Source organism: Yoonia sp., assembly GCF_965660735.1.
Lineage (GTDB): Bacteria > Pseudomonadota > Alphaproteobacteria > Rhodobacterales > Rhodobacteraceae > Yoonia.
Genome location: NZ_CBFIBD010000001.1, coordinates 232568 through 252043 on the forward strand (window position 1 = coordinate 232568; position 19476 = coordinate 252043).

14 protein-coding genes are annotated in these 19476 nt (G+C 61.3%); 6 read left to right on the top strand and 8 right to left on the bottom strand.

Features of this window, described 5'->3' with window-relative positions; genetic code table 11:
• Positions 1–9 precede the first annotated feature (9 nt).
• Positions 10–672 (top strand): response regulator, encoded by a 663-nt coding sequence (locus ACTG4B_RS01115; RefSeq protein WP_439153822.1) that lies wholly within the window; start codon positions 10–12, stop codon positions 670–672.
• Positions 669–2006, top strand: a complete 1338-nt coding sequence (locus ACTG4B_RS01120) for a sensor histidine kinase (protein WP_439153823.1) — start codon at positions 669–671, stop codon at positions 2004–2006. Before ACTG4B_RS01115 ends, ACTG4B_RS01120 begins: the two co-directional genes overlap by 4 nt.
• Here ACTG4B_RS01120 and ACTG4B_RS01125 read toward each other — a convergent pair.
• From ACTG4B_RS01125 to ACTG4B_RS01150, 6 genes are read right to left on the bottom strand one after another with little or no spacing between them, the layout of a single operon-like run.
• A complete protein-coding gene (locus ACTG4B_RS01125; RefSeq protein ID WP_439153824.1) occupies positions 1995–2963 on the bottom strand; it encodes an ABC transporter ATP-binding protein in 969 nt (322 codons plus the stop codon). The genes ACTG4B_RS01120 and ACTG4B_RS01125 overlap by 12 nt on opposite strands.
• Entirely contained in the window at positions 2960–3931 is a 972-nt protein-coding gene (locus ACTG4B_RS01130; protein WP_439153825.1) for an ABC transporter ATP-binding protein, read from the bottom strand. Before ACTG4B_RS01130 ends, ACTG4B_RS01125 begins: the two co-directional genes overlap by 4 nt.
• A gap of 1 nt (position 3932) precedes the next feature.
• Complete coding sequence (locus ACTG4B_RS01135) at positions 3933–4841, bottom strand: ABC transporter permease subunit (RefSeq protein ID WP_439153859.1); 909 nt, start codon at positions 4839–4841, stop codon at positions 3933–3935.
• A 2-nt stretch (positions 4842–4843) separates the two neighbouring features.
• Entirely contained in the window at positions 4844–5851 is a 1008-nt protein-coding gene (locus tag ACTG4B_RS01140; protein ID WP_439153826.1) for an ABC transporter permease subunit, read from the bottom strand.
• Entirely contained in the window at positions 5851–6951 is a 1101-nt protein-coding gene (locus ACTG4B_RS01145; RefSeq protein ID WP_439153827.1) for a M24 family metallopeptidase, read from the bottom strand. Before ACTG4B_RS01145 ends, ACTG4B_RS01140 begins: the two co-directional genes overlap by 1 nt.
• A 55-nt stretch (positions 6952–7006) precedes the next feature.
• Positions 7007–8599, bottom strand: coding sequence for an ABC transporter substrate-binding protein (locus ACTG4B_RS01150; protein ID WP_439153828.1), 1593 nt, complete (start codon positions 8597–8599; stop codon positions 7007–7009).
• Between the two features lie 389 nt (positions 8600–8988).
• Between ACTG4B_RS01150 and ACTG4B_RS01155 the strand changes: the two genes are divergently transcribed.
• Positions 8989–9960: a DUF2125 domain-containing protein gene (locus tag ACTG4B_RS01155; RefSeq protein ID WP_439153829.1), complete on the top strand. Its 972-nt coding sequence runs from the start codon at positions 8989–8991 to the stop codon at positions 9958–9960.
• On the opposite strand, the gene ACTG4B_RS01160 is transcribed toward ACTG4B_RS01155, so the two are convergent.
• Both ACTG4B_RS01160 and ACTG4B_RS01165 read right to left on the bottom strand, forming a co-directional pair.
• Positions 9957–10940 carry a YcjF family protein gene (locus tag ACTG4B_RS01160; protein ID WP_439153830.1) on the bottom strand — a complete coding sequence of 328 codons (984 nt, stop codon included), beginning with the start codon at positions 10938–10940 and terminating at the stop codon, positions 9957–9959. The genes ACTG4B_RS01155 and ACTG4B_RS01160 overlap by 4 nt on opposite strands.
• Positions 10937–12343, bottom strand: a complete 1407-nt coding sequence (locus tag ACTG4B_RS01165; RefSeq protein ID WP_439153831.1) for a YcjX family protein — start codon at positions 12341–12343, stop codon at positions 10937–10939. The genes ACTG4B_RS01160 and ACTG4B_RS01165 overlap by 4 nt, the downstream gene beginning before the upstream one ends.
• Positions 12344–12437: 94 nt before the next feature.
• Between ACTG4B_RS01165 and truA the strand changes: the two genes are divergently transcribed.
• From truA to ACTG4B_RS01180, 3 genes are all read left to right on the top strand, one after another.
• Entirely contained in the window at positions 12438–13226 is a 789-nt protein-coding gene (truA, locus tag ACTG4B_RS01170; protein ID WP_439153832.1) for a tRNA pseudouridine(38-40) synthase TruA, read from the top strand.
• A gap of 211 nt (positions 13227–13437) precedes the next feature.
• Positions 13438–15216 (top strand): autotransporter assembly complex protein TamA, encoded by a 1779-nt coding sequence (locus tag ACTG4B_RS01175; RefSeq protein WP_439153833.1) that lies wholly within the window; start codon positions 13438–13440, stop codon positions 15214–15216.
• Positions 15213–19475: a translocation/assembly module TamB domain-containing protein gene (locus ACTG4B_RS01180; RefSeq protein WP_439153834.1), complete on the top strand. Its 4263-nt coding sequence runs from the start codon at positions 15213–15215 to the stop codon at positions 19473–19475. The genes ACTG4B_RS01175 and ACTG4B_RS01180 overlap by 4 nt, the downstream gene beginning before the upstream one ends.
• The last annotated feature ends 1 nt before the right edge of the window (position 19476 follow it).

The window sequence follows — 19476 nt, forward strand, 5'->3', positions numbered from 1 at the left end:
CACAACATCATGCGTGTATTGATTGCCGAAGACGAGACAGTTCTCGCGAAACAGATCAAAGGTGTCCTGACGGCCGAAAACAGGGTCGTGGACCTGGCCCATGACGGTATAGAGGCCGAATTTCTGGGCACGACGGAACCCTATGATCTGATCATCCTTGATATTGGTCTGCCTGAACGCGACGGTTTGACGGTTCTCAAGAATTGGCGGGCTGCCGGTATCGATACCCCTGTCTTGATCCTGACAGCACGCGATGGCTGGTCGGAACGGGTGGACGGACTGGATGCGGGTGCAGATGATTATCTGACAAAACCGTTCCACATGGCGGAACTGTCGGCGCGGGTGCGCGCGATGATCCGCCGCAAGACCGGCCAGGCCAGTCCGGTTTTCACCAAGAACAAGGTCATTTTTGACTCGCGCAATAATCAGGTCACGCTTGACGGCATTCCGATCAACCTGACCTCGCAAGAGGTCGCGGTTCTGTCCTATCTGTTTCACAATGCCGACCGGCTGGTATCGCGCAGCGAATTGTCCGACCACATCTATCAATATGACGGTGATCGCGATTCCAACACGATCGCGGTTTTCGTCAACAGGTTGCGCCGCAAACTGGGCGATGACCTGATCGAGACTGTGCGGGGGCGCGGTTACGTTATCAAAGTGACAGTATGAGATCGCTGCGCGCCCGCGCGCTGACGGGCGGTGTTGTCTGGGCGATCCTCGCTGTGCTGATTGGTGTTTACGGGCTGGATACACTGTTGTCAGCCCAAGCCAAACGGCGGTTCGATGCCTTGTTGCTGAACCGGCATACGCAGGTGATCGTCGCCCTTGCCAATGCGGCTGACGCCCCGCAAAATATTGCGCGCGGCATTGGTGATCCGGCCTATTCGCGCCCCTTCTCTGGTGAATACTGGCAGATTGAGGGCGCGCAGGGTGACATCATCGTGTCAAGGTCGCTGGTTGATACACTGCTGCCGCGGGCCGAACCGCAGGCTGACGGCGTTTTGATCCGTAGCTACACTGCTGACACCGGCGACGACCTGCGCGGGGTTTCAGAGTGGATCACCCTTGATGACGGCAGTGACTGGCATGTGCAGGTTGCGTCATCCGTCCAGACGTTGATTGACGAACGCGATGCGCTTCGCAACAGCCTTGTGCTGGCGTTCGGTGCAATCGTGATTTTTGGTGTTCTGGGGGCATTTCTTCAGGTTACGACCATTCTGCGGCCGCTGGGCTATTTGCGCCGCGATGTGCTGACCCGGTGGGACAGCGAAGAGGGATTGCAGCCTGATACCTATCCGGTCGAAGTTGCGCCGCTGGTCAAGGACATGAACACCTTGCTTGAACGCAACCGGGATATCGTTTCCAGATCCCGTCGGCAGGCCGCTGATTTGGCCCATGCCATCAAGACGCCGTCCGCGATTATCCGAAACGAGCTGGAAGAATTGCAGCGCCAGAAATTGCCTGTCGGGGAATCGCTGGCGGCCCTTGACCGGCTGGATGCACAGCTTAAACGGTCGCTGGCGCGGATGCGGGCCGACGGTGGCAACGCGGGGATGCGTCCATCGACCGATCTGGATACAGCGCTGGGGCGGCTTGGCCGGGCGTTCGGGGCGCTTGCAGGGAATGATCGCAAGACGCTGACCACAGATATCAAACCGGGCCTGCGCATCCGCATGGATCAAAGCGATTTTGAAGAGGTGTTGGGCAATCTGCTTGATAACGCGATCAAATGGGCAAAAGGGCAGATTCATTTGTCGGTCCGGACGGATGGTGACAACGTGCTTGTCTGCGTTGCGGATGATGGACCCGGCATCGCCCAAGACGATTATGGTGCCGCCACGCTAAGCGGTCAGCGGCTGGACACGTCCAAGCCGGGCACCGGGCTGGGATTGGCCATTGCCAACGATCTGGCACATGCCTACGGCGGCACCGTCACATTGGGCAAGTCTGACCGGCTTGGTGGGTTGGTCGCTTGCCTGTCGCTGCCTGCGTCAGGTGTCTGAGCTGTCTTCAGGATAAAAACAGGCTGCCGGGTGATCGGATCCGTCCAGCGTGGGCCGTTCGGCGCGGCACCTGTCCTGCACCTTCCAGCAGCGCGGGGCAAAGGCGCAACCGGGTGGCACGTTCAGCGGTGATGGCAGTTCACCCTCCAGCTTGATCCGGTGCTTTTCGGCGGTCGGGTCGGCCTTGGGCGTCGCCGACAGCAGGGCGCGGGTGTAGGGGTGGCGCGGGTTTGACAGCACATCGTCGATGGCACCCGTTTCAACAGGCCGGCCCAGATACATCACGATGATGTCGTCGGCCATATGTTTGACCACCGACAGATCGTGACTGATGAACAGATAGGCAAGCCCCAGCCGGTCCTGCAGATCGACAAGCAGATTGAGGATCTGGCTTTGGATCGACAGGTCCAGCGCGCTAACGGGTTCATCCAGCACCAGCACCTTTGGTTCCAGCATCAACGCACGTGCCACGGCGATGCGCTGGCGTTGGCCGCCGGAAAACATATGCGGATAGCGGTCGAAATGTTCGCGGCGCAATCCGACCATTTCCAGCATGTCGCGGGCTTTCTGGGTCCGCTCCTTTGCAGCAATATCGGGGCGGTTTATTTTCAGGGGTTCCTCAAGGATTGCACCGATCCTTTGGCGCGGGTTCAGCGACCCATAGGGGTCTTGAAAAATGATCTGTACCGATGACCGCAGGCTGGCCCAGTTGTCCGGTGTCGCGGGGGTGCCGTTGATACTGAACGTGCCGTCGGTCGGTTCTTCAATCAGGGAAATCAGGCGCGCCAGCGTTGATTTCCCGCAGCCGGATTCACCGACCACGGCAAGTGTCTTGCCGGGGTGTAATGTGAATGTCGCATCGGACAGGGCGCGCACCACGCGTAAGGGGCTGAACATGCCCCCCTTGACGTCATAATGCCGCGACAGGCCGGTTGCGGTGACGATTGCATCGGTCATGCGGCGTTCCCCTTGGCAAGCGGATAGTGGCAGCGTGCCTGCCCCAGTGCGTCATCCGCCGGCTGGGGCGGCACAGTGCGGCATTTTTCATCGGCAAAGGCGCAACGCGGCGAAAACAGGCAACCCGCAGGCCGGTCGAACTGCCCCGGCACGACGCCCTTGATCGTGGGCAGGTGCCGCCCCGTCGCGCGTTCCGGCAGCGCATCCAGCAGGGCGGATGTATAGGGGTGGTGCGGGGTCTGGAACAGGCCGACGACGGGCTGTTCTTCGACCTTTTGGCCCGCATATTGCACGCTGACGCGTTCGGCGGTTTCCGCCACGACGCCCATGTCGTGCGTGATCAGGATCAACCCCATGCCGGTTTCGGCCTGAAGCCCTGTCAACAAATCAAGGATCTGCGCCTGAATGGTCACATCCAGCGCGGTGGTCGGTTCATCCGCGATCAGAAGGCGTGGTTTGCACGCAATCGCCATGGCGATCATCACCCGTTGGTTCATCCCGCCGGACAACTGATGCGGGAACACGTTCAATCGGCTGGCCGGGTCGGGGATACCGACCTGATCCAACAGGGCAATGGCGCGCGCGTGCCGTTCCGCCTTTGTCAGATTCAGGTGTTGGCGCAAGGCCTCCTTGATCTGAAACCCGACCGTGAAACACGGGTTCAGCGACGACATCGGTTCCTGAAAGATCATCGCCATGTCTTTGCCGATCAGGCTGCGACGCTTGCGGCCTGATACATTGCGCAAGTCGTTCCCGTCGAAATTCATTACGTCGGCGGTCACGGTCGCGGTCCATGGCAGCAGGCCCATCATGGCAAGCATGGATACCGATTTGCCCGATCCGCTTTCTCCGACAATGGCAAGTATGTCGCCTTTGTCCACGGTCACATCCACGCCGTCCACCGCACGGAACTGCCCCGAGGCGGTGCTGAAATCGACAGAAAGGTTGCGTATTTCCAGCAAGCTCATGTCAGCTTCTCTTTAGTTTGGGGTCGAGGGCATCGCGAAGCCCGTCGCCCATCAGGTTGATGGCCAGCACAGTGACCAGAATGGCCAGACCGGGAAAGGTCACGACCCACCACGCGCGCAGGATGAATTCGCGCGAATCCGCCAACATTGTGCCCCATTCCGGCGTGGGCGGCTGCGCGCCCATCCCCAGAAAGCCAAGGGCGGCGGCGTCAAGGATCGCGGATGAAAACGACAGCGCCGCTTGCACGATGATCGGCGCGAGGCAATTGGGCAGCACGGTGATGAACATCCGGCGGAACAATCCGGCACCGGCGACGCGGGCCGATGTCACATAGTCCTTGCTCAGTTCTCCCATCACGGATGCGCGGGTCAGGCGGACATAATGCGGTTGCTGCACGATGGCGATGGCGATCATCGCGTTGATCAATGACGGGCCAAGAATAGCCACCAGCACCAGTGCCAGCAGCAGCGAGGGAAACGCCAGAATGATGTCCATGATCCGCATGATGATCGTATCGACCCATTTCGGTGCAAACCCGGCGAATAGGCCGATCAGAATGCCGACAAAGGCCGCGACCGACACGACGATCACCCCAACGAACAGCGAAAAACGTGCCCCGTGCAGCAGGCGCGACAGCATATCCCGCCCCACGGCATCGGTGCCCAGCAGGAACTGCGTGCTGCCGCCGTCGGCCCAGAACGGGGGAACCAGCGTATAGTCGCGGAATTGCTCGGTCGGGCTATAGGGTGCGATCAGATCGGCCCCCAGCGCCAGGATCACGATGCTGATGAACACATAGAACCCGATCACGGCACCCCGATTTTCACGGAAATAATACCAGAATTCGGATAAACGCCCGGGCCGTTCGGGCGCATCTGTGGGCACGGGGGTGGGTGAAGTGGTGTCCATCATCAGCGTTTCCTGATCTTGGGGTTGATCAGCCCGTAAAGCACGTCAACGATAAGGTTCACGATCATCACCATCACGGCAATCAGCACCAGCCCGCCCTGCACGACAGGATAATCGCGGCGCGAGATGCTATCGACGATCCATTTGCCGATGCCGGGCCAGCTAAAGATGGTTTCGGTCAGAATCGCACCGGCCAGCAGCGTACCCACCGACAGGCCGATTACGGTGACCACAGGGATCAGGGCGTTGCGCAGCGCATGCACACCGTTGATCCGCGTCGGCGAAAGCCCCTTGGCGCGTGCGGTGCGGATGTAATCCTCGCTCAACACCTCAAGCATGGCAGACCGGGTTTGTCGTGCGACCACGGCAAGCGGGATAGTGCCCAGCACGATGGTCGGCAGGATCAGGTGCCGCACAGCAGAGGTGAACGCGCCGCTTTGCCCCGACAGCAGGCTGTCGATCAGCATGAAACCGGTGACGTTGTCGAAATAATAGAGCAGGTCAATCCGCCCCGAGACCGGCGTCCAGCCAAGGTTACCGCTGAACACGATAATCAGCAGCAGGGCCCACCAGAAAATTGGCATGGAATAGCCCACAAGGGCGGTGGACATCAGCGCACGGTCAAAAAACTTGCCCCGGTTCACGGCGGCGATCACCCCGGCAGGCAACCCCAGCGCAATGGCAAGGATCATCGCGCAGATGGACAGTTCCAATGTTGCTGGGAAAAGGGCGAAAAATTCATCCCAGACGGGCCGCTTGGTGACAAAACTTTGCCCCAGATCGCCTTGGACGATGCCGGTCAGGTAATCCCAGTATTGCAGCAGGACGGGTTGATCGAACCCGAATTCCTTGACCATCGCATCATAGCGTTCGTCCGTCATGCCGCGTTCACCGGCCATCACAATGATCGGATCACCCGGCAGCACCCGGATAAACGCAAAGGAAATCAGCGTGACCCCGATGAATGTCGGCACGAACGTCACCAAACGGGCAAGAATATAACGCAGCATCAGCGGGTTCCTACGATCATCAGGTCTTTGGGAAATGCAGTCAGCGAACGACACCCGTCTGCGGTAATGAGCACATCATCTTCGATCCGGACCCCGAAATTCCCGATGTCATACAACCCCGGTTCGTTGGTAAAAACCATCCCCTGCTGCATGATTTCGGGGTTCCCGCGCATGATATAGGGGGCTTCGTGCACCTCGCGGCCCAGTCCGTGGCCGGTTTTGGTACGGATCCGGGACGCATACGGCGATGCCTCCAGCATGCCGGTCACCGTGTCGTCAATATCATGGGCGGTGATGCCGGGGCGGGCCATGGCATTACCGGCCATATTGGCGCGCAGCACGGTGTCATAGACGGCGCGGCCTTCGTCGCTGGCGTGGCCGATGAATACGGTGCGCGTGATATCGGCGGCAAAGCCGTGTTTGCGCGCGCCGAAATCCAGCAGCAGCGCATCGCCCGCCTTGACCGCGTAATCGGCGCGGGCATGGGCATGGGGCATGGCTGAATTATCGCCTGCTGCGACGATGGGCGAAAACGACAGCGCGTCGGCCCCGTGGGCAAACAATGCCTGCACCAGCAGGGCTTCAATCTCGGTTTCGGTCTGGCCGATGCGCACCTGATCAAGGGTCTGAGCAAGCGCGGCTTCGGAAATATCAATGGCCGCCTGAAGGGCCGCGATATCGGCGTCTGTCTTGATCGCGCGAAGGCCGGAAATGGCCTTTTCGCCGTCAATGATCCGCAGATCCGGCTGGACCGCTTTCAACGCGTGATGGACAAAAACGCGCATGACCTGACCTTCGACCGCGAGAGAGGTCAGTTTCAGGTGGCCCACGAGGGCGGCAAATGCGGCCTGATAGCCATCCTGATCGCGCCAGTCAAAAACGAGGCCGTCGAAACCGACCTGCGCCCATGACCCCAGTTCAAGGTTGGGCACGATGGCGGCATCGGGACCATCAGCGGAAATGATCAGCACAAAGGGGCGTTCATGGCTCATGAAGGGCTGGCCCACGGCGCGCGTGAAATTCGGGCCGGGGACAAGGGCGATGGCATCCACGCCAAGCTGTGATGCGACCTGTCGCAGGTCTGAAAAACGCGATGTCATGGGATGCTCCGGCAGAGGTGTCCGGGGCCAGATGGCCGGCCCCGGACGATACAGTTTATTCAGTCAGGCTTACACCATAGAAGATGTGGCCACCCAGCGGGTGAACGATATAGCCTTCGACCTCGGGACGGACCGGCATGTAAACGACCGAGTGTGCAATGGTCGCCCACGGGGCCTGTTCCTTGAAGATGACTTGCGCCTCTTCATAAAGCGCAGTCCGCTCGGCTTCGTCTGTGGCGACCTTGGCGGCCTGAATCACATCCTCGAACGGCTGGTAGCACCATTGTGCCCGGTTGGAGTTTCCGACGCCGTCACAGCCCAGCAGCACCGCAAGGAAGTTGTCCGGATCACCGTTGTCCCCGGTCCAGCCCAGCAGGACGGCACCGTCACGGTCCAGATCGCTGGAACGGGACAGGTATTCGCCCCATTCGTAGGACACGATTTCAACGTCCACACCGATTTCGGCAAAATCGGCCTGCATCAGTTCGGCCATGCGGCGGGCGTTGGGGTTATAGGGGCGCTGCACGGGCATGGCCCAGATCTTCATCGACAGATCGGTGACGCCTTCGGCTTCCAGCATCGCCATTGCGGCTTCTGGATCGTAGGGGTCGTCCTCGATGTCCTCGTTATAGGACCACATGGTCGGCGGGATCGGGTTTTTTGCGATCTGGCCAGACCCCTGGAACACCACGTCAATGATCGCCTGCTTGTCGATGGCCATGTTCAGGGCCTTGCGGACGTTCGGGTTGTCATACGGCGCCATCGTCGTGTTGTAGGCCAGATAGCCTACGTTCAGGCCTTCCTGTTCCATCACGTTGATGCCGGCATCAGCTTTCATCGCGTCGACGTCTGCGGGGTTCGGATAGGGCATCACATGGCATTCGCCTGCCTGCAATTTCTGATACCGCACCGACGCATCCGGCGTGATCGCAAAGATCAGGTTTTCCAGCTCGGATGCGCCATCCCAATAATCGGGGTTGGTCGTGTAGCGGATCACCGCATCTTTCTGATAGGCGACAAAGCTGAACGGACCGGTCCCGATGGGCGCTTGGTTCAACATTTCCGGTGTGCCCGCTGCCAACATCGCCTCGCCATATTCCGCCGACAGGATTGATGCGAAATCCATCGCCATGTTGGCGATAAATGGCGCTTCGGGGCGGGTCAGCACGAATTTGACGGTATAATCATCAACCTTCTCGACAGATGCGACCAGATCGGGCATCGACATGCCTTGGAAATATTCCCAAGTGCCGCCGGATACATCATTATAGGGGTGATCATCCAGACGCTGACGTTCAAAGCTGAAGATCACGTCGTCGGCATTAAAATCACGCGTTGGCGTGAACATGTCGTTGGAATGGAACTTTACACCGCGGCGCAGGTTAAAGGTATATTCCAGACCGTCCTCGGATGCTTCCCAGCTTTCGGCCAGGCCAGGCACCACATTGGTGGTGCCGGTTTGAAACTGTGTCAACCGGTTGTAGATCGGATGCGAGGACGCATCGAATGTGGTGCCGGATGTATACAACGCAGGGTCAAATCCTTCGGGCGACCCTTCGGAACAATAAACCAGCGTCTGTGCGGCAAGTGTCGTCGCACCAAGCGCTGAAATCAGCAGCCCGGAAGCGATATTTCGTTTTAGTGACATTTTTTATCTCCTGTTGGATCAGATTTTCAAGGTGTCAGTTGCTTGGGCAAGCAACCCCGACACTTTGGCTGCGGCGATGGCAGCAGTTTCGGTTTGTCAGCCCCTTATGGCACCCGCCCCTTCGCGGCCTTTCCGTCAAACCGACTGATCCGATGGGAAAAGAAGGCTGAAATTGACGTAAGGGTAGCATTTTTCGATGGCTCAATGTGTGATGCCCGATAATGAAGAGAAAGGTTTTTTGCGCAATGGTGCAAACATGCCCGCATGCTGTGACAAAACAAAAATTTGTTCAACTGGAAAAATTTTGCCATCGCTGTGGCGGTTGTTGCCGCTCTCTGGTCCTGCGGCGCGGCAGGCGCTAGACCGTAGCGGACAAAAAGGAAGCCGCCATGCGCAAACTGACATTTCTGGTGATCATTCTGGCGGGCATTTATGCCAGCTATTGGTTTGTTGGTGCCCGTGCGATTGAAAGCAACGCGGTCAAGGCGCTGGCCGATCTGCGACAGGCGGGGTGGGATGTGGCGTATCGTGACCTTGAAACGGTCGGTTTCCCTTCGCGTTTCGACACCACGGTGACGGATCTTGAGGTGGTGTCAGGGGATGGCCAGATCGCGTGGCGCGGCCCGTTCCTGCAGGTTTTCGCGCTGAGTTATCAGCCCAACATGTTCATCGCGGCCTTTCCGCAGACGTTCGAAATGGACCTGCAGGGCCAGCGCTTTGGGGTTGAAAACGACCGCCTGCGCCTAAGCGGGGCAGTGACGGCCAGCACCGATCTGGCGCTGTCGGACATTACGGTCGAGGCGGCACAAGTCGCCATCACATCGCCTGTTGCGGGCGTGATCCGTTTCGACCGCGCGCTGACGGCCCTGCGCCAGTCGCAAGAAGGGGCGGACATTTATGATATCTATCTTGAGGTCAACCAGCTGACACTTGCCGATATTGCCGGTCAGCTACCCGATACGATCACCCGGCTTGCCATCGACGGCGCGGTGTCCTTTGACCGGCCGCTTGATCGCCACGCTTTTTCCGGGTCCGGTGCAGAGCCTGCCTTGCGCGCCGTGGATCTGCGCAATCTGACGATGGACGTTCCGGACATGTCGTTGACCGCGACGGGCCAGATCGACATTGACGCGCTGGGCGTGCCCGACGGGCGCATCACCTTTCGCACGGCACAGTGGCGCAGGTTGATTGATTACCTGGTGGTGGCGGACGTGATCGACCCCGATATGCGGCGCACAGTGACGAATGTCGCACAGGCGATGGCGGCGGGCGGCGATGTACTGACACTGCCGGTGACGTTTCAGAACGGGTTCATGTCGGTCGGGCCGATCCCCGTGGGGCCCGCCCCGCGCTTGCGCTAGGGTTTGGCGAACAACCCTGTCAGGGCACGGCGCACCAATGCGGTGACCGACGGGCGTTTTGTTGCCTGAAACGGCAGCGGGCGGCAGACCTCTATCGCGGCGATGCCGACGCGGGCGGTAAGGGCGCCGTTCACCACGCCTTCGCCAAACCGCCGCGAAACCTTGGACAAGACACCGCCGCCTGCAACCGATGTGATCAGGTCATCGCCCACGGCCACGGCGCCGGTGGCGACCAGATGTGTCAGCACGGTCCGTGTCAGTCGCCAACTGCCCAATGTGCCGGCCCGTCCGCCATAGATTTCCGCGATCCGGCGGATCATCCTCAGGTTTGCCGCAAGCGCCGTGAAAATATCGGCCAGCGCCAATGGCACAAGTGCTGTCACGGTGGCGACCTGCCTTGCGGCGGCTTCGACCTCGCGCGTTGCGCGGGCATCAAGCGGGGTCAGCAGCGTGGATTCGGCAAGGCCCAACAATGCGTCGGCGTCCAGCACCTCGGCCCTGCGGGCGGCCATTTCAGCGCGCCCCCATGCGGTGTCGTCGCGATTGGCATAAAGCCGCTCTAGCGCGGACATGACGGCACGTGCGGCGTTCAAATCGTTCTCGGCAAGGGCTGTCGCAGCGTCACGCTGAATCGTATCCAGTTTGCGAAGCCGCCCGAACGCGGCCAGTTCACGCAAGCCGATGACCAGCAAGACAAGGATCAGCATTCCGATCAGCAGCGTGGCGATACCCCCCAGAATGGGTGCGCGTGCCAAAAGGCCGGTCACATAATCCCATGCGGCCAGAGAGACGACAAACCCCGTCAGCGCCAGCGTCAGCGACCAGAACCAGCGCGCCAGACGCGACGGTTTGCGGGCTGCCAGACTGGCCATCTGGCGCATTGCCGCCCCCTGCGGCGCGTCGTCGGGAACTGCAGGCGCGGTTTCGGGGCGCGCGGCCTCTGTGTTGTCCAGATCAATCAGAACAGGGCCTTTGGTCATAGCTTATCCCCGATCAGGAACTGTGCGGCCTTGTCCAGCCGGATATGCGGCGGCCCGTCGCCGGGGCGCAATGTCAGCGGTGCGGGTGCAAAATTCATGACGCTGTAATCCGCATTCAGCCATTTTTCGGCGCCGTCCCGTGCGGGTGTCAGCAGATGCGCGGGATCATCGGGCAGTTTACCCGGATAGAACGCCGCCTGTTTGCCGCTGTCCAGCAATCGCCCGCGCACCACGTCCAGCGGGCCGTCGCGGTGGGTGACTGTATCTTCGACCGTGGTGCGCAACGCCGCAATCGACATGGCCGCAGTCTGCGCGCCTGCGAAATCGGCGCGGTCGCGGGCCTCGCGCAGCAAGGCTTGGGTAATCGCGGTCAGTTGTGGGTGTTGGCTGTGGTGGAGGTGGTCGGCCTTGGTGGCGGCAAACAAGATCTTTTCGACGCGCCGCCCTTGGAAAATCCGCGTCAGAAAGGCATTGCGCCCCGGTCGGAACGCGCCAAGGATCTGCGCCATCGCGCTGCGCAGATCATCCAGCGCGGCAGGTCCTGCATGGATCGCGCCCAGCACATCGACCAGCACGATCTGCCGGTCGATCCGCGCGAAATGATCGCGAAAGAACGGGCGCACCACGTGGCGTTTATAGCTGTCGAACCGCCGTTCGCATTCGCGCCCCAGTGACCCGCGCGCAAAACTGTCGCCGGGCAGCGGCGCAAATGTCAGCACCGGTGATCCGGCCAGATCGCCGGGCAGCAGGAACCGCCCCGGCGTGCAGTCGGAAAAACCGGCCTTGCGCGACGCCTCCAGATGCGCGGTATAGGTTTGCGCCAGCTGTTGCGCCTGTGGCTCATCCAGGGGCGCACCGGGGTCAGCCGTGCCAAGCAGCGCCAGATAGGCGTCGCCGCCGGGCCGGCCCTTGGCGCGGGCAAGTGCGGCGCGCGACCATTCTGCATAGGATTGATCGAGCAGCCCCAGATCAAGCAGCCATTCGCCCGGATAATCCACGATGTCGATATGCACGGTGCGGGGCCCTGAAAACCCCGCCAGCAATCCGCGCGGCTGCACCCGCAGCGACAGGCGCAGTTCGCTGATCTGGCGCGTGCCCTGCGGCCAGCTTGGGTCGGGGGCGGTCAGGCGGGCCAGATGATCCTCGTATCGGAAACGCGGGATTGTATCGTCGGGCTGTGGTTGCAGATAGGCCGTGCGGATCGCACCGACAGCAGCCAGCCCCGGCATCCGGCCCCGATCCATCAGGTTTGCCACCAGCGATGTGATGAACACAGTCTTGCCCGCCCGCGAAAGGCCCGTGACACCCAACCGGATCACCTGATCGGAAAAGGGGGCGGTCAGCGCATCCGTCACGCCTTCGACGCGGCGGACAATCTGATCGGCAAGGGCTGAAATTACCAAAGCGAAGCCTTTCAATTCTTGTGGGCAAGATAGGCGCGACAAACGGGGATGTGTAGGGATTGATTTTGCGCGGCAGCGCCCCTAATCCAACCTGATGCCACGTTTTGCTCTTCTTGTTGAATATGACGGCGCGCCCTTTTCGGGGTGGCAGCGCCAGACCGCGCACCCATCCGTGCAAGCGACGATCGAGGCTGCTCTGGCCAAGCTGGAACCGCGCGAACACGCCATTGCCGCCGCAGGGCGCACGGATGCAGGCGTGCATGCCCTGGGGCAGGTGGCACATTGTGATCTGGCGCGCGACTGGGACCCCTTTCGTTTGTCCGAGGCGTTGAACTACCACCTGAAACCCGATCCGGTCGCTATTCTGGCCTGTGCGCGTGTGGCCGACGATTGGCATGCGCGTTTCGATGCGGTCGAACGGCAGTATCTGTTTCGCCTGATCTCGCGGCGCGCGCCGCTGACGTTCGAGGTGGGGCAGTTCTGGCGGGTCAAACACGATCTGGACGCCGAGGCGATGCAGGCGGCAGCCAACCGACTGGTGGGGCATCATGATTTCACCACCTTTCGGTCGTCGATCTGTCAGGCGAAAAGTCCTGTCAAAACGCTGGATGAACTGCGGGTTGAGGTGATTTCCCGCACGAACGGAACAGAATACAGGTTCCATGTGCGGGCCCGGTCATTTCTGCACAACCAGGTGCGCAGTTTCGTCGGCACGCTGGAACGGGTCGGCGCGGGGGCATTGACGCCCGATGACGTGGCCGCCGCGCTAAAGGCCCGCGACCGTGCGGCATGTGGGCCGGTCAGCCCGCCAATGGGGTTGTATCTGGCAGCGGTGCGATATCCGGCAAACCCTTTCGCCGACAGGGTTTCAAGCCAATCTTGAATCACACTGTGCTGCTTTTCGCTGTTGCCGGCGGGCGTTTGCGGCGGGGTTGACACCTCCTTTACACGCAACACGTTACAACGGACACAGGAATTGGCGTGACCAAAACGATTTGTGCCAGTGTGGTGATCGGGAAGTGAATGGCCTTCGGCCAGTGTCTGCGATAGGATAAACTCTGACAATGAACGACAAATGGCGGGGGCTCCGCGCTTTGAAAAAGACTTGGCTACTTTTGGGGGCCGTTCTTTGCACGTCGACGGCAGAGGCGCAGACGGTCCGGCTTGATGCAGATCAGGTGAGCGGTGCGTTGAACGAGGCATCACTGCTGGTTGATCTGCGCGACAATGCTGATGCCGTTCCGCAGGATTTTGTTGCGGCAGCGCGCGCTGATTACCGGCGTCTGCTGACGGCACTTTACGCGGCGGGCTATTATTCCGGCACTGTTTCCATCACCATTGACGGGGTCCAGGCCGCGTCGATCGAACCACTGTCAGCCCCCGATCCGATCAATGATATCGTGATCACGGTAAATGCGGGGCCGTTGTTTGCGTTTGGCGATTTGTCCATCGCACCGTTGCCACCGCAGGCGATCCTGCCCGAGGATTTCACAACCGGGCAGCCGGCCCGCTCTGAACGGATCAGAACTGCCGTCGACGCGGGGTTGACCAGTTGGCGCGATCAGGGGTTTGCCAAGGCACGTGTCACGGGCGAACGAATCATCGCACGTCATCAAGCCAATGCATTGGACGTGGATGTCACGCTGGACCCAGGGCCAAGGCTGCGGTTCGGAGGGCTGTCTGTGTCTGGCAACCGCGTTGTCAGCGATGATCGCATCCGTGAAATCGCGGGCCTGCCCCAGGGTGCGGTGTATTCCCCCGCCGAAGTCGCGCGCGCCGCGCAGCGGCTGCGGCGCACCGGCACCTTTGACAGCGCCGCCCTGACCGAAGCCGAAGAAATTGGACCCGATAACACCCTGCAAATCAACGCGCAAATCGCGGAATCCAAACCGCGCCGGATTGGTTTCGGTCTGGAGTTGGCGTCGATCGAAGGGGTGACCGTGTCGTCATTCTGGCTGCACCGGAATTTGCTGGGCGGGGCCGAACGCCTGCGCATTGACGCTGAAATCGCCGGGATCGAGGGCGAAACCGGCGGCACCGATTATGCGTTGCGCGGTAATTTCACGCGGCCAGCCACCTTTGGCCCCGATACCGAGCTTTTTATCCGAGGAGAGATCGCGCGCGAGGACGAACCGGATTACCTGATTGACAAAATCTCGACCGAGATCGGGTTCACGCGGATATTGAGTGATGATCTGACGGTCGAGGCAGGCGTCGGGCTTCTGACCGCACGCGAAGAAAGCGACCTTGGCACGCGCGAATACACGCTGCTGACCTTGCCGTTGCAGGCAACGCTGGACCGGCGCGATGTGCCGACCGATGCCAGCGCGGGCTATTATGCGGACATCAGCACAACGCCCTTTGTCAGTGTGGATGGTGACGTGACCGGCGCGCGTATTTTTACCGATGCACGGGGCTATCTGACTTTTGGAGAGACCCGCCCTGTGACCTTTGCCGCCCGTGCGCAACTGGGCAGCCTTGTCGGGGCGGGGGTGAGTGATGCGCCAGCCGATTTCCTGTTCTATTCGGGTGGTGGCGGCACCGTGCGCGGCCAGCCTTACAAATCGCTCGGGATTGAACGGGTGATCGGGGGCGATACCGTGACCACTGGTGGCACATCGTTCACCGGTGCCCAACTCGAGGCGCGGTTCGCCGTGACAGGCAATATCGCGCTGGTCGGGTTTTACGACATTGGCCATATTGGCGATACTGCTGTGCCGCTGGAAGATGGCGATTGGCACGCCGGTGCGGGGGTCGGGTTGCGGTACAATACCGGGATCGGACCGATCCGACTTGATCTGGGGACGCAGGCGAGTGGCGATAATGCGGGCGAAAATCTGCAAGTTTACATCGGGATTGGGCAAGCGTTTTGAGAATTCTTTTACTGATAACCGCGCTGTTGGTCGCCCCTTTTGCCGCCATGGGGCAAACCCCGGAAGAAGACAGGGGCTACCTGCAAGGCTTGATCGAGGATAATCTGTCGGGTGCGGGGCGGATCGTAACCATCACCGGATTTGCCGGTGCGCTTTCATCGAATGCGACCATCGAACGTCTGACCGTGGCCGACGAAGAGGGCATCTGGCTGACGCTTGAAGACGTCTCCCTGATCTGGAGCAGGGCCGCTCTGCTGCGCCGCCAGATCGACGTAGAGGAACTGAGTGCGGCAAGCATCATCGTCAGTCGCCCGCCCGTTGCGGAAATCGGTGACAGCACCCCGTCGCCCGAGGCGGAGCCATTTGCCTTGCCGGAACTGCCGGTGGGGATATCGCTTGACCGCCTGAATATTGACCGTGTCGAACTGGGGCCAGCGTTTCTGGGTGAACCTGTGGCCCTGCGCCTGACCGGCAGCGCACAGTTGCGTGACGGCGAGGGGAACGCCAATATGTTGGCGCAGCGGCTGGATGGCAAGCAGGGCGATTTCGAACTGATCGGCAGCTACGTGAACGAAACCCGTGTGCTGGGCCTTTCGCTGAAAATGCAGGAAGGCCCCGACGGGATTGCCGCCGGGCTGCTTGACCTGCCCGGGCGGCCAGCCGTGCGGTTGGTGGTCGAAGGCACCGCGCCGTTGACCGATTACACCGCCACGCTGGCGGTCGCCACGGATGGGCAGGACCGGCTGAATGGCACGTTCGGACTGACCGAAACCGCCACAGGCCGCCGTGTGCGGTTGGATGTAGGGGGTGATGTTTCACCGCTGTTCGCGCCCGACTATCGGGGGTTTTTTGGAGATGACGCCAGCCTGATCGCCGATGTGCTGTTGCCACAAGATGGCCGTGTCGACGTCTCCGCGTTGGAACTGAAGTCGCAGCGGTTGAACTTGTCGGGCTCTGTGCAGATCGGCCCGCAGGGCTGGCCGGAACGTATCGACCTGACCGGGGGGGTCAGCGTCACGGATGGGGAGCCGGTGCTCTTGCCGCTGTCGGGGCCGCGCACCTTTCTGGACGGTGCTGATCTGGCGGTCACTTATGATGCGTCTACATCCGATGATTGGCGCGCTGATATTGTCGTGACGGGCCTGACCCGTCCGGGCCTGTCGGTGGACCGGATCAGCCTGCAAGGCGGCGGTATCCTGCGCCCGGGCGAGGGTGATCTGTTCGGGCAGGTCACGGCCAACCTGCGCTATGGGGCGGCGGGGCTGCAACTGGATGATGCAGGTGCGGCTGCGGCCTTTGGCAATGAACTGACAGGTGAATTCGTGGCCCGCCGCACGGAGGGGAGCCCGGTGGAAATAACCCGCCTGACCCTGTCAGGGGCTGGTGTGAACGCACAGGCCAATGCGACGATTGAAGGCGCCGATTCAGGTTTTCGCACGCAGGCGGCGGCAAATCTGGCCGTTGAAGGGCTGGGCCGTTTTTCAACCCTGGCGGGGCGTGATCTGGGCGGCGGGGCCGAACTGGCGATCCGGCTGGGCGCGACGCCGCTGGACGGGTTGTTCGATATTACCATGAGCGGCACAACCACGGATCTGTCTGTCGGAACCCCGCAGGCCGATGCGGTGCTTGCGGGAACAGGGACAGTGTCGGCCCGCGCTGTGCGCGATACCGCCGGAACACGGCTGGAGTCGCTGCGCGTTGCAACGCCTGCGGCGCTGTTTACCGCCAATGCCGATCTGACCAGCGCAGGCAGTGATGCCCGTTTCAATGCCCGGTTGAATGATGTTTCCATCGTGATTCCAGACCTGCGCGGCCCTGCCACCGCCACCGGTCAGGTGGTGCTGTCTGCCGAAGGTGTCGCCGATTTCGATATCGCGGCCACTGGTCCGGACGCCACCCTTGATGCACGCGGCACAATGACACCGGCAGAGGCAGGGCAGGTGTTTAACGCAACTGCCACGGCCAATATCGCGGATATGTCAACCTATGCTGCCCTTGCCCGCCAACCGATCAGCGGGACGGCCCGCATTGATCTGGCGGGTGAACTGGCTACAGACGGGCTTTTGTTCGATCTGGACGTGCAGGCGCAGACGACCGATCTTGTGACCGGGATAGATCGGGCCGATCCGTTGTTGGCAGGGCGCGGGCAATTCAGCGGGTCGCTGGCCCGCTCAGCGGAAAATGCCTTTCGCGTATCTGATCTGCAGCTGATCACACCGGCGTTGCGCGCCACTGGCGATGCAGCGTTGCAACCCGGCGGTCCGATGGCCGCCAGTCTGGACCTGCGAATCGCCGATACGGCGGTGTTGGACCCCAGCCTGAACGGGCCGCTGACCATCGCCATCGATGCCGTGCCTGCGGCGGAAAATACGACCGATGTGACCCTGACTGCAGACGGCCCCGGTGTGAATATCGGGTTGGACGCCACCGTTGCCGCCCCCGCTGACGCCTATGCGGTGACAGGTGATCTGAGCGCGCAACTGGCCGATCTGGCGGCCTATCGTGCGCTGGTGGGTCAGCCGATTGCAGGATCCGTTGATCTGAACGTGTCCGGGTCTGTTCTGCCCGACCTTAGCCGGTTTGACGCCAATGTGCGCCTGCGCAGCGAAAACCTTGCCGTCGGGAACCCGACCGCCGATGTCCTGTTGGCCGGCACAGGGCGGATCAATGCCGATGTGGGTCTGGCAGACGGTATCTATGCAATCCGCACGCTGGAGGTGTCGACGCCGGAACTGTCCATCGTTGGCGCGCTGAATGGCCGCGCGGGCGTGGGGCAGGGCCGGTTCAACGCCAGTTTGCGCAACGTGGGCGTGCTGACCGACCAGATCAGCGGGCCGGTGCGCGCCACGGGCAGCGCGTCACTGGATGACGCGGGCAACTGGGGCATTGACGCCACCGGCACCGGGCCGGGGGGATTGGGTGCGCAGGTTGTCGGACAGATCAGCCAGCAAGGCCAGTTGAATATTGATATCGACGGCAGCGCACCCTTGGCGCTGGCCAATACGGCGATTGATCCGCGCAGGCTTAGCGGGACCGCGAATTTCGATCTGTCGGTCAACGGGCCGCCTGCGCTGTCGTCGCTGGGCGGGCAGGTGACATTTTCCCAAGGGCGCTTGGCCGCGCCGACGCTGGCACAGGCGCTGGAGGATATCGGTGGTGCGATCCGGCTGGGGAACGGGGCGGCGCAGATCGACCTGCGCGCCAATGTGGAAAGCGGAGGCAACTTAACCATCACCGGCCCGGTTCGGTTCGATGCGCCCAACAATGCCGATATCGCATTGCGGCTGAATAACGTGGTGTTGAAAGACCCCGAACTCTACGCGACCGAGGTATCGGGCACGGTTACACTGGTCGGGCCGTTGCAGGGGGGCGCGCGCGTGGCCGGGCGGTTGGCACTGGGGCAGACCGATATCCGCGTGCCGTCATCCAGCATCACCAGTCTGGGTGAATTGCCCGACGTGGTGCATGTGGGTGCGGATGCCGCCGTGCGACGCACGCTGGCGCGGGCAGGTGTGTCCGTGAACGGCAACGGCAATGGCGCAGAAAACGCAGGACCACGGCGGGCCTATCCACTGGATATCGTCATTGATGCGCCATCGCGCATCTTTATCCGGGGGCGTGGGCTGGACGCGGAACTGGGCGGGCGGCTGACCATCGGCGGAACGACAGCCAACGTCATCCCGACGGGCCGGTTCGAACTGATCCGCGGGCGTATCGACATCCTGCAACAACGCTTTGATCTGACGGAAGGGAATGCATCGTTGCAAGGGGATTTCGTGCCGTTCATCCGGCTGGTCGCCACGACCCAGACCGACACGGGAACGACGATCAGCATCGTCGTCGAAGGGCCGGCCAGTGAACCCGAGGTTCGGTTTGAATCTGTTCCCGAACTGCCGCAGGACGAGGTGTTGTCGCAGCTGATCTTTGGCCGCAATCTGGAAAGTATCAGCCCGTTTCAGGCGGTGCAGCTTGCATCCGCGATCTCGACGCTGGCGGGGCGTGGCGGTGGCGCGCTTGACCGGTTGCGCAGCAATATCGGGCTGGATGATTTCGATGTCACGACGGACGAAGAAGGCGCAACCGCCGTGCGCGCGGGGAAATACCTGTCAGAGAATATCTATACCGATGTGACTGTCACCAGCGAGGGTGACACCGAAATCAATCTGAACCTTGATCTGACCCGCGAAATCACGGCCAAGGGTAGCGTCGATCAGGATGGGGAAAGCAGCATCGGCATTTTCTTTGAGCGGGACTATTAGG

Coding starts and splice junctions, on each gene's coding strand:
- ACTG4B_RS01130 (WP_439153825.1), bottom strand. CDS start 3,931: ATGAGCTTGCTGGAAATACGCAACCTTTCTGTCGATTTCAGCACCGCC.
- ACTG4B_RS01125 (WP_439153824.1), bottom strand. CDS start 2,963: ATGACCGATGCAATCGTCACCGCAACCGGCCTGTCGCGGCATTATGAC.
- ACTG4B_RS01155 (WP_439153829.1), top strand. CDS start 8,989: ATGCGCAAACTGACATTTCTGGTGATCATTCTGGCGGGCATTTATGCC.
- ACTG4B_RS01150 (WP_439153828.1), bottom strand. CDS start 8,599: ATGTCACTAAAACGAAATATCGCTTCCGGGCTGCTGATTTCAGCGCTT.
- ACTG4B_RS01145 (WP_439153827.1), bottom strand. CDS start 6,951: ATGACATCGCGTTTTTCAGACCTGCGACAGGTCGCATCACAGCTTGGC.
- ACTG4B_RS01140 (WP_439153826.1), bottom strand. CDS start 5,851: ATGCTGCGTTATATTCTTGCCCGTTTGGTGACGTTCGTGCCGACATTC.
- ACTG4B_RS01120 (WP_439153823.1), top strand. CDS start 669: ATGAGATCGCTGCGCGCCCGCGCGCTGACGGGCGGTGTTGTCTGGGCG.
- truA (WP_439153832.1), top strand. CDS start 12,438: ATGCCACGTTTTGCTCTTCTTGTTGAATATGACGGCGCGCCCTTTTCG.
- ACTG4B_RS01160 (WP_439153830.1), bottom strand. CDS start 10,940: ATGACCAAAGGCCCTGTTCTGATTGATCTGGACAACACAGAGGCCGCG.
- ACTG4B_RS01115 (WP_439153822.1), top strand. CDS start 10: ATGCGTGTATTGATTGCCGAAGACGAGACAGTTCTCGCGAAACAGATC.
- ACTG4B_RS01135 (WP_439153859.1), bottom strand. CDS start 4,841: ATGGACACCACTTCACCCACCCCCGTGCCCACAGATGCGCCCGAACGG.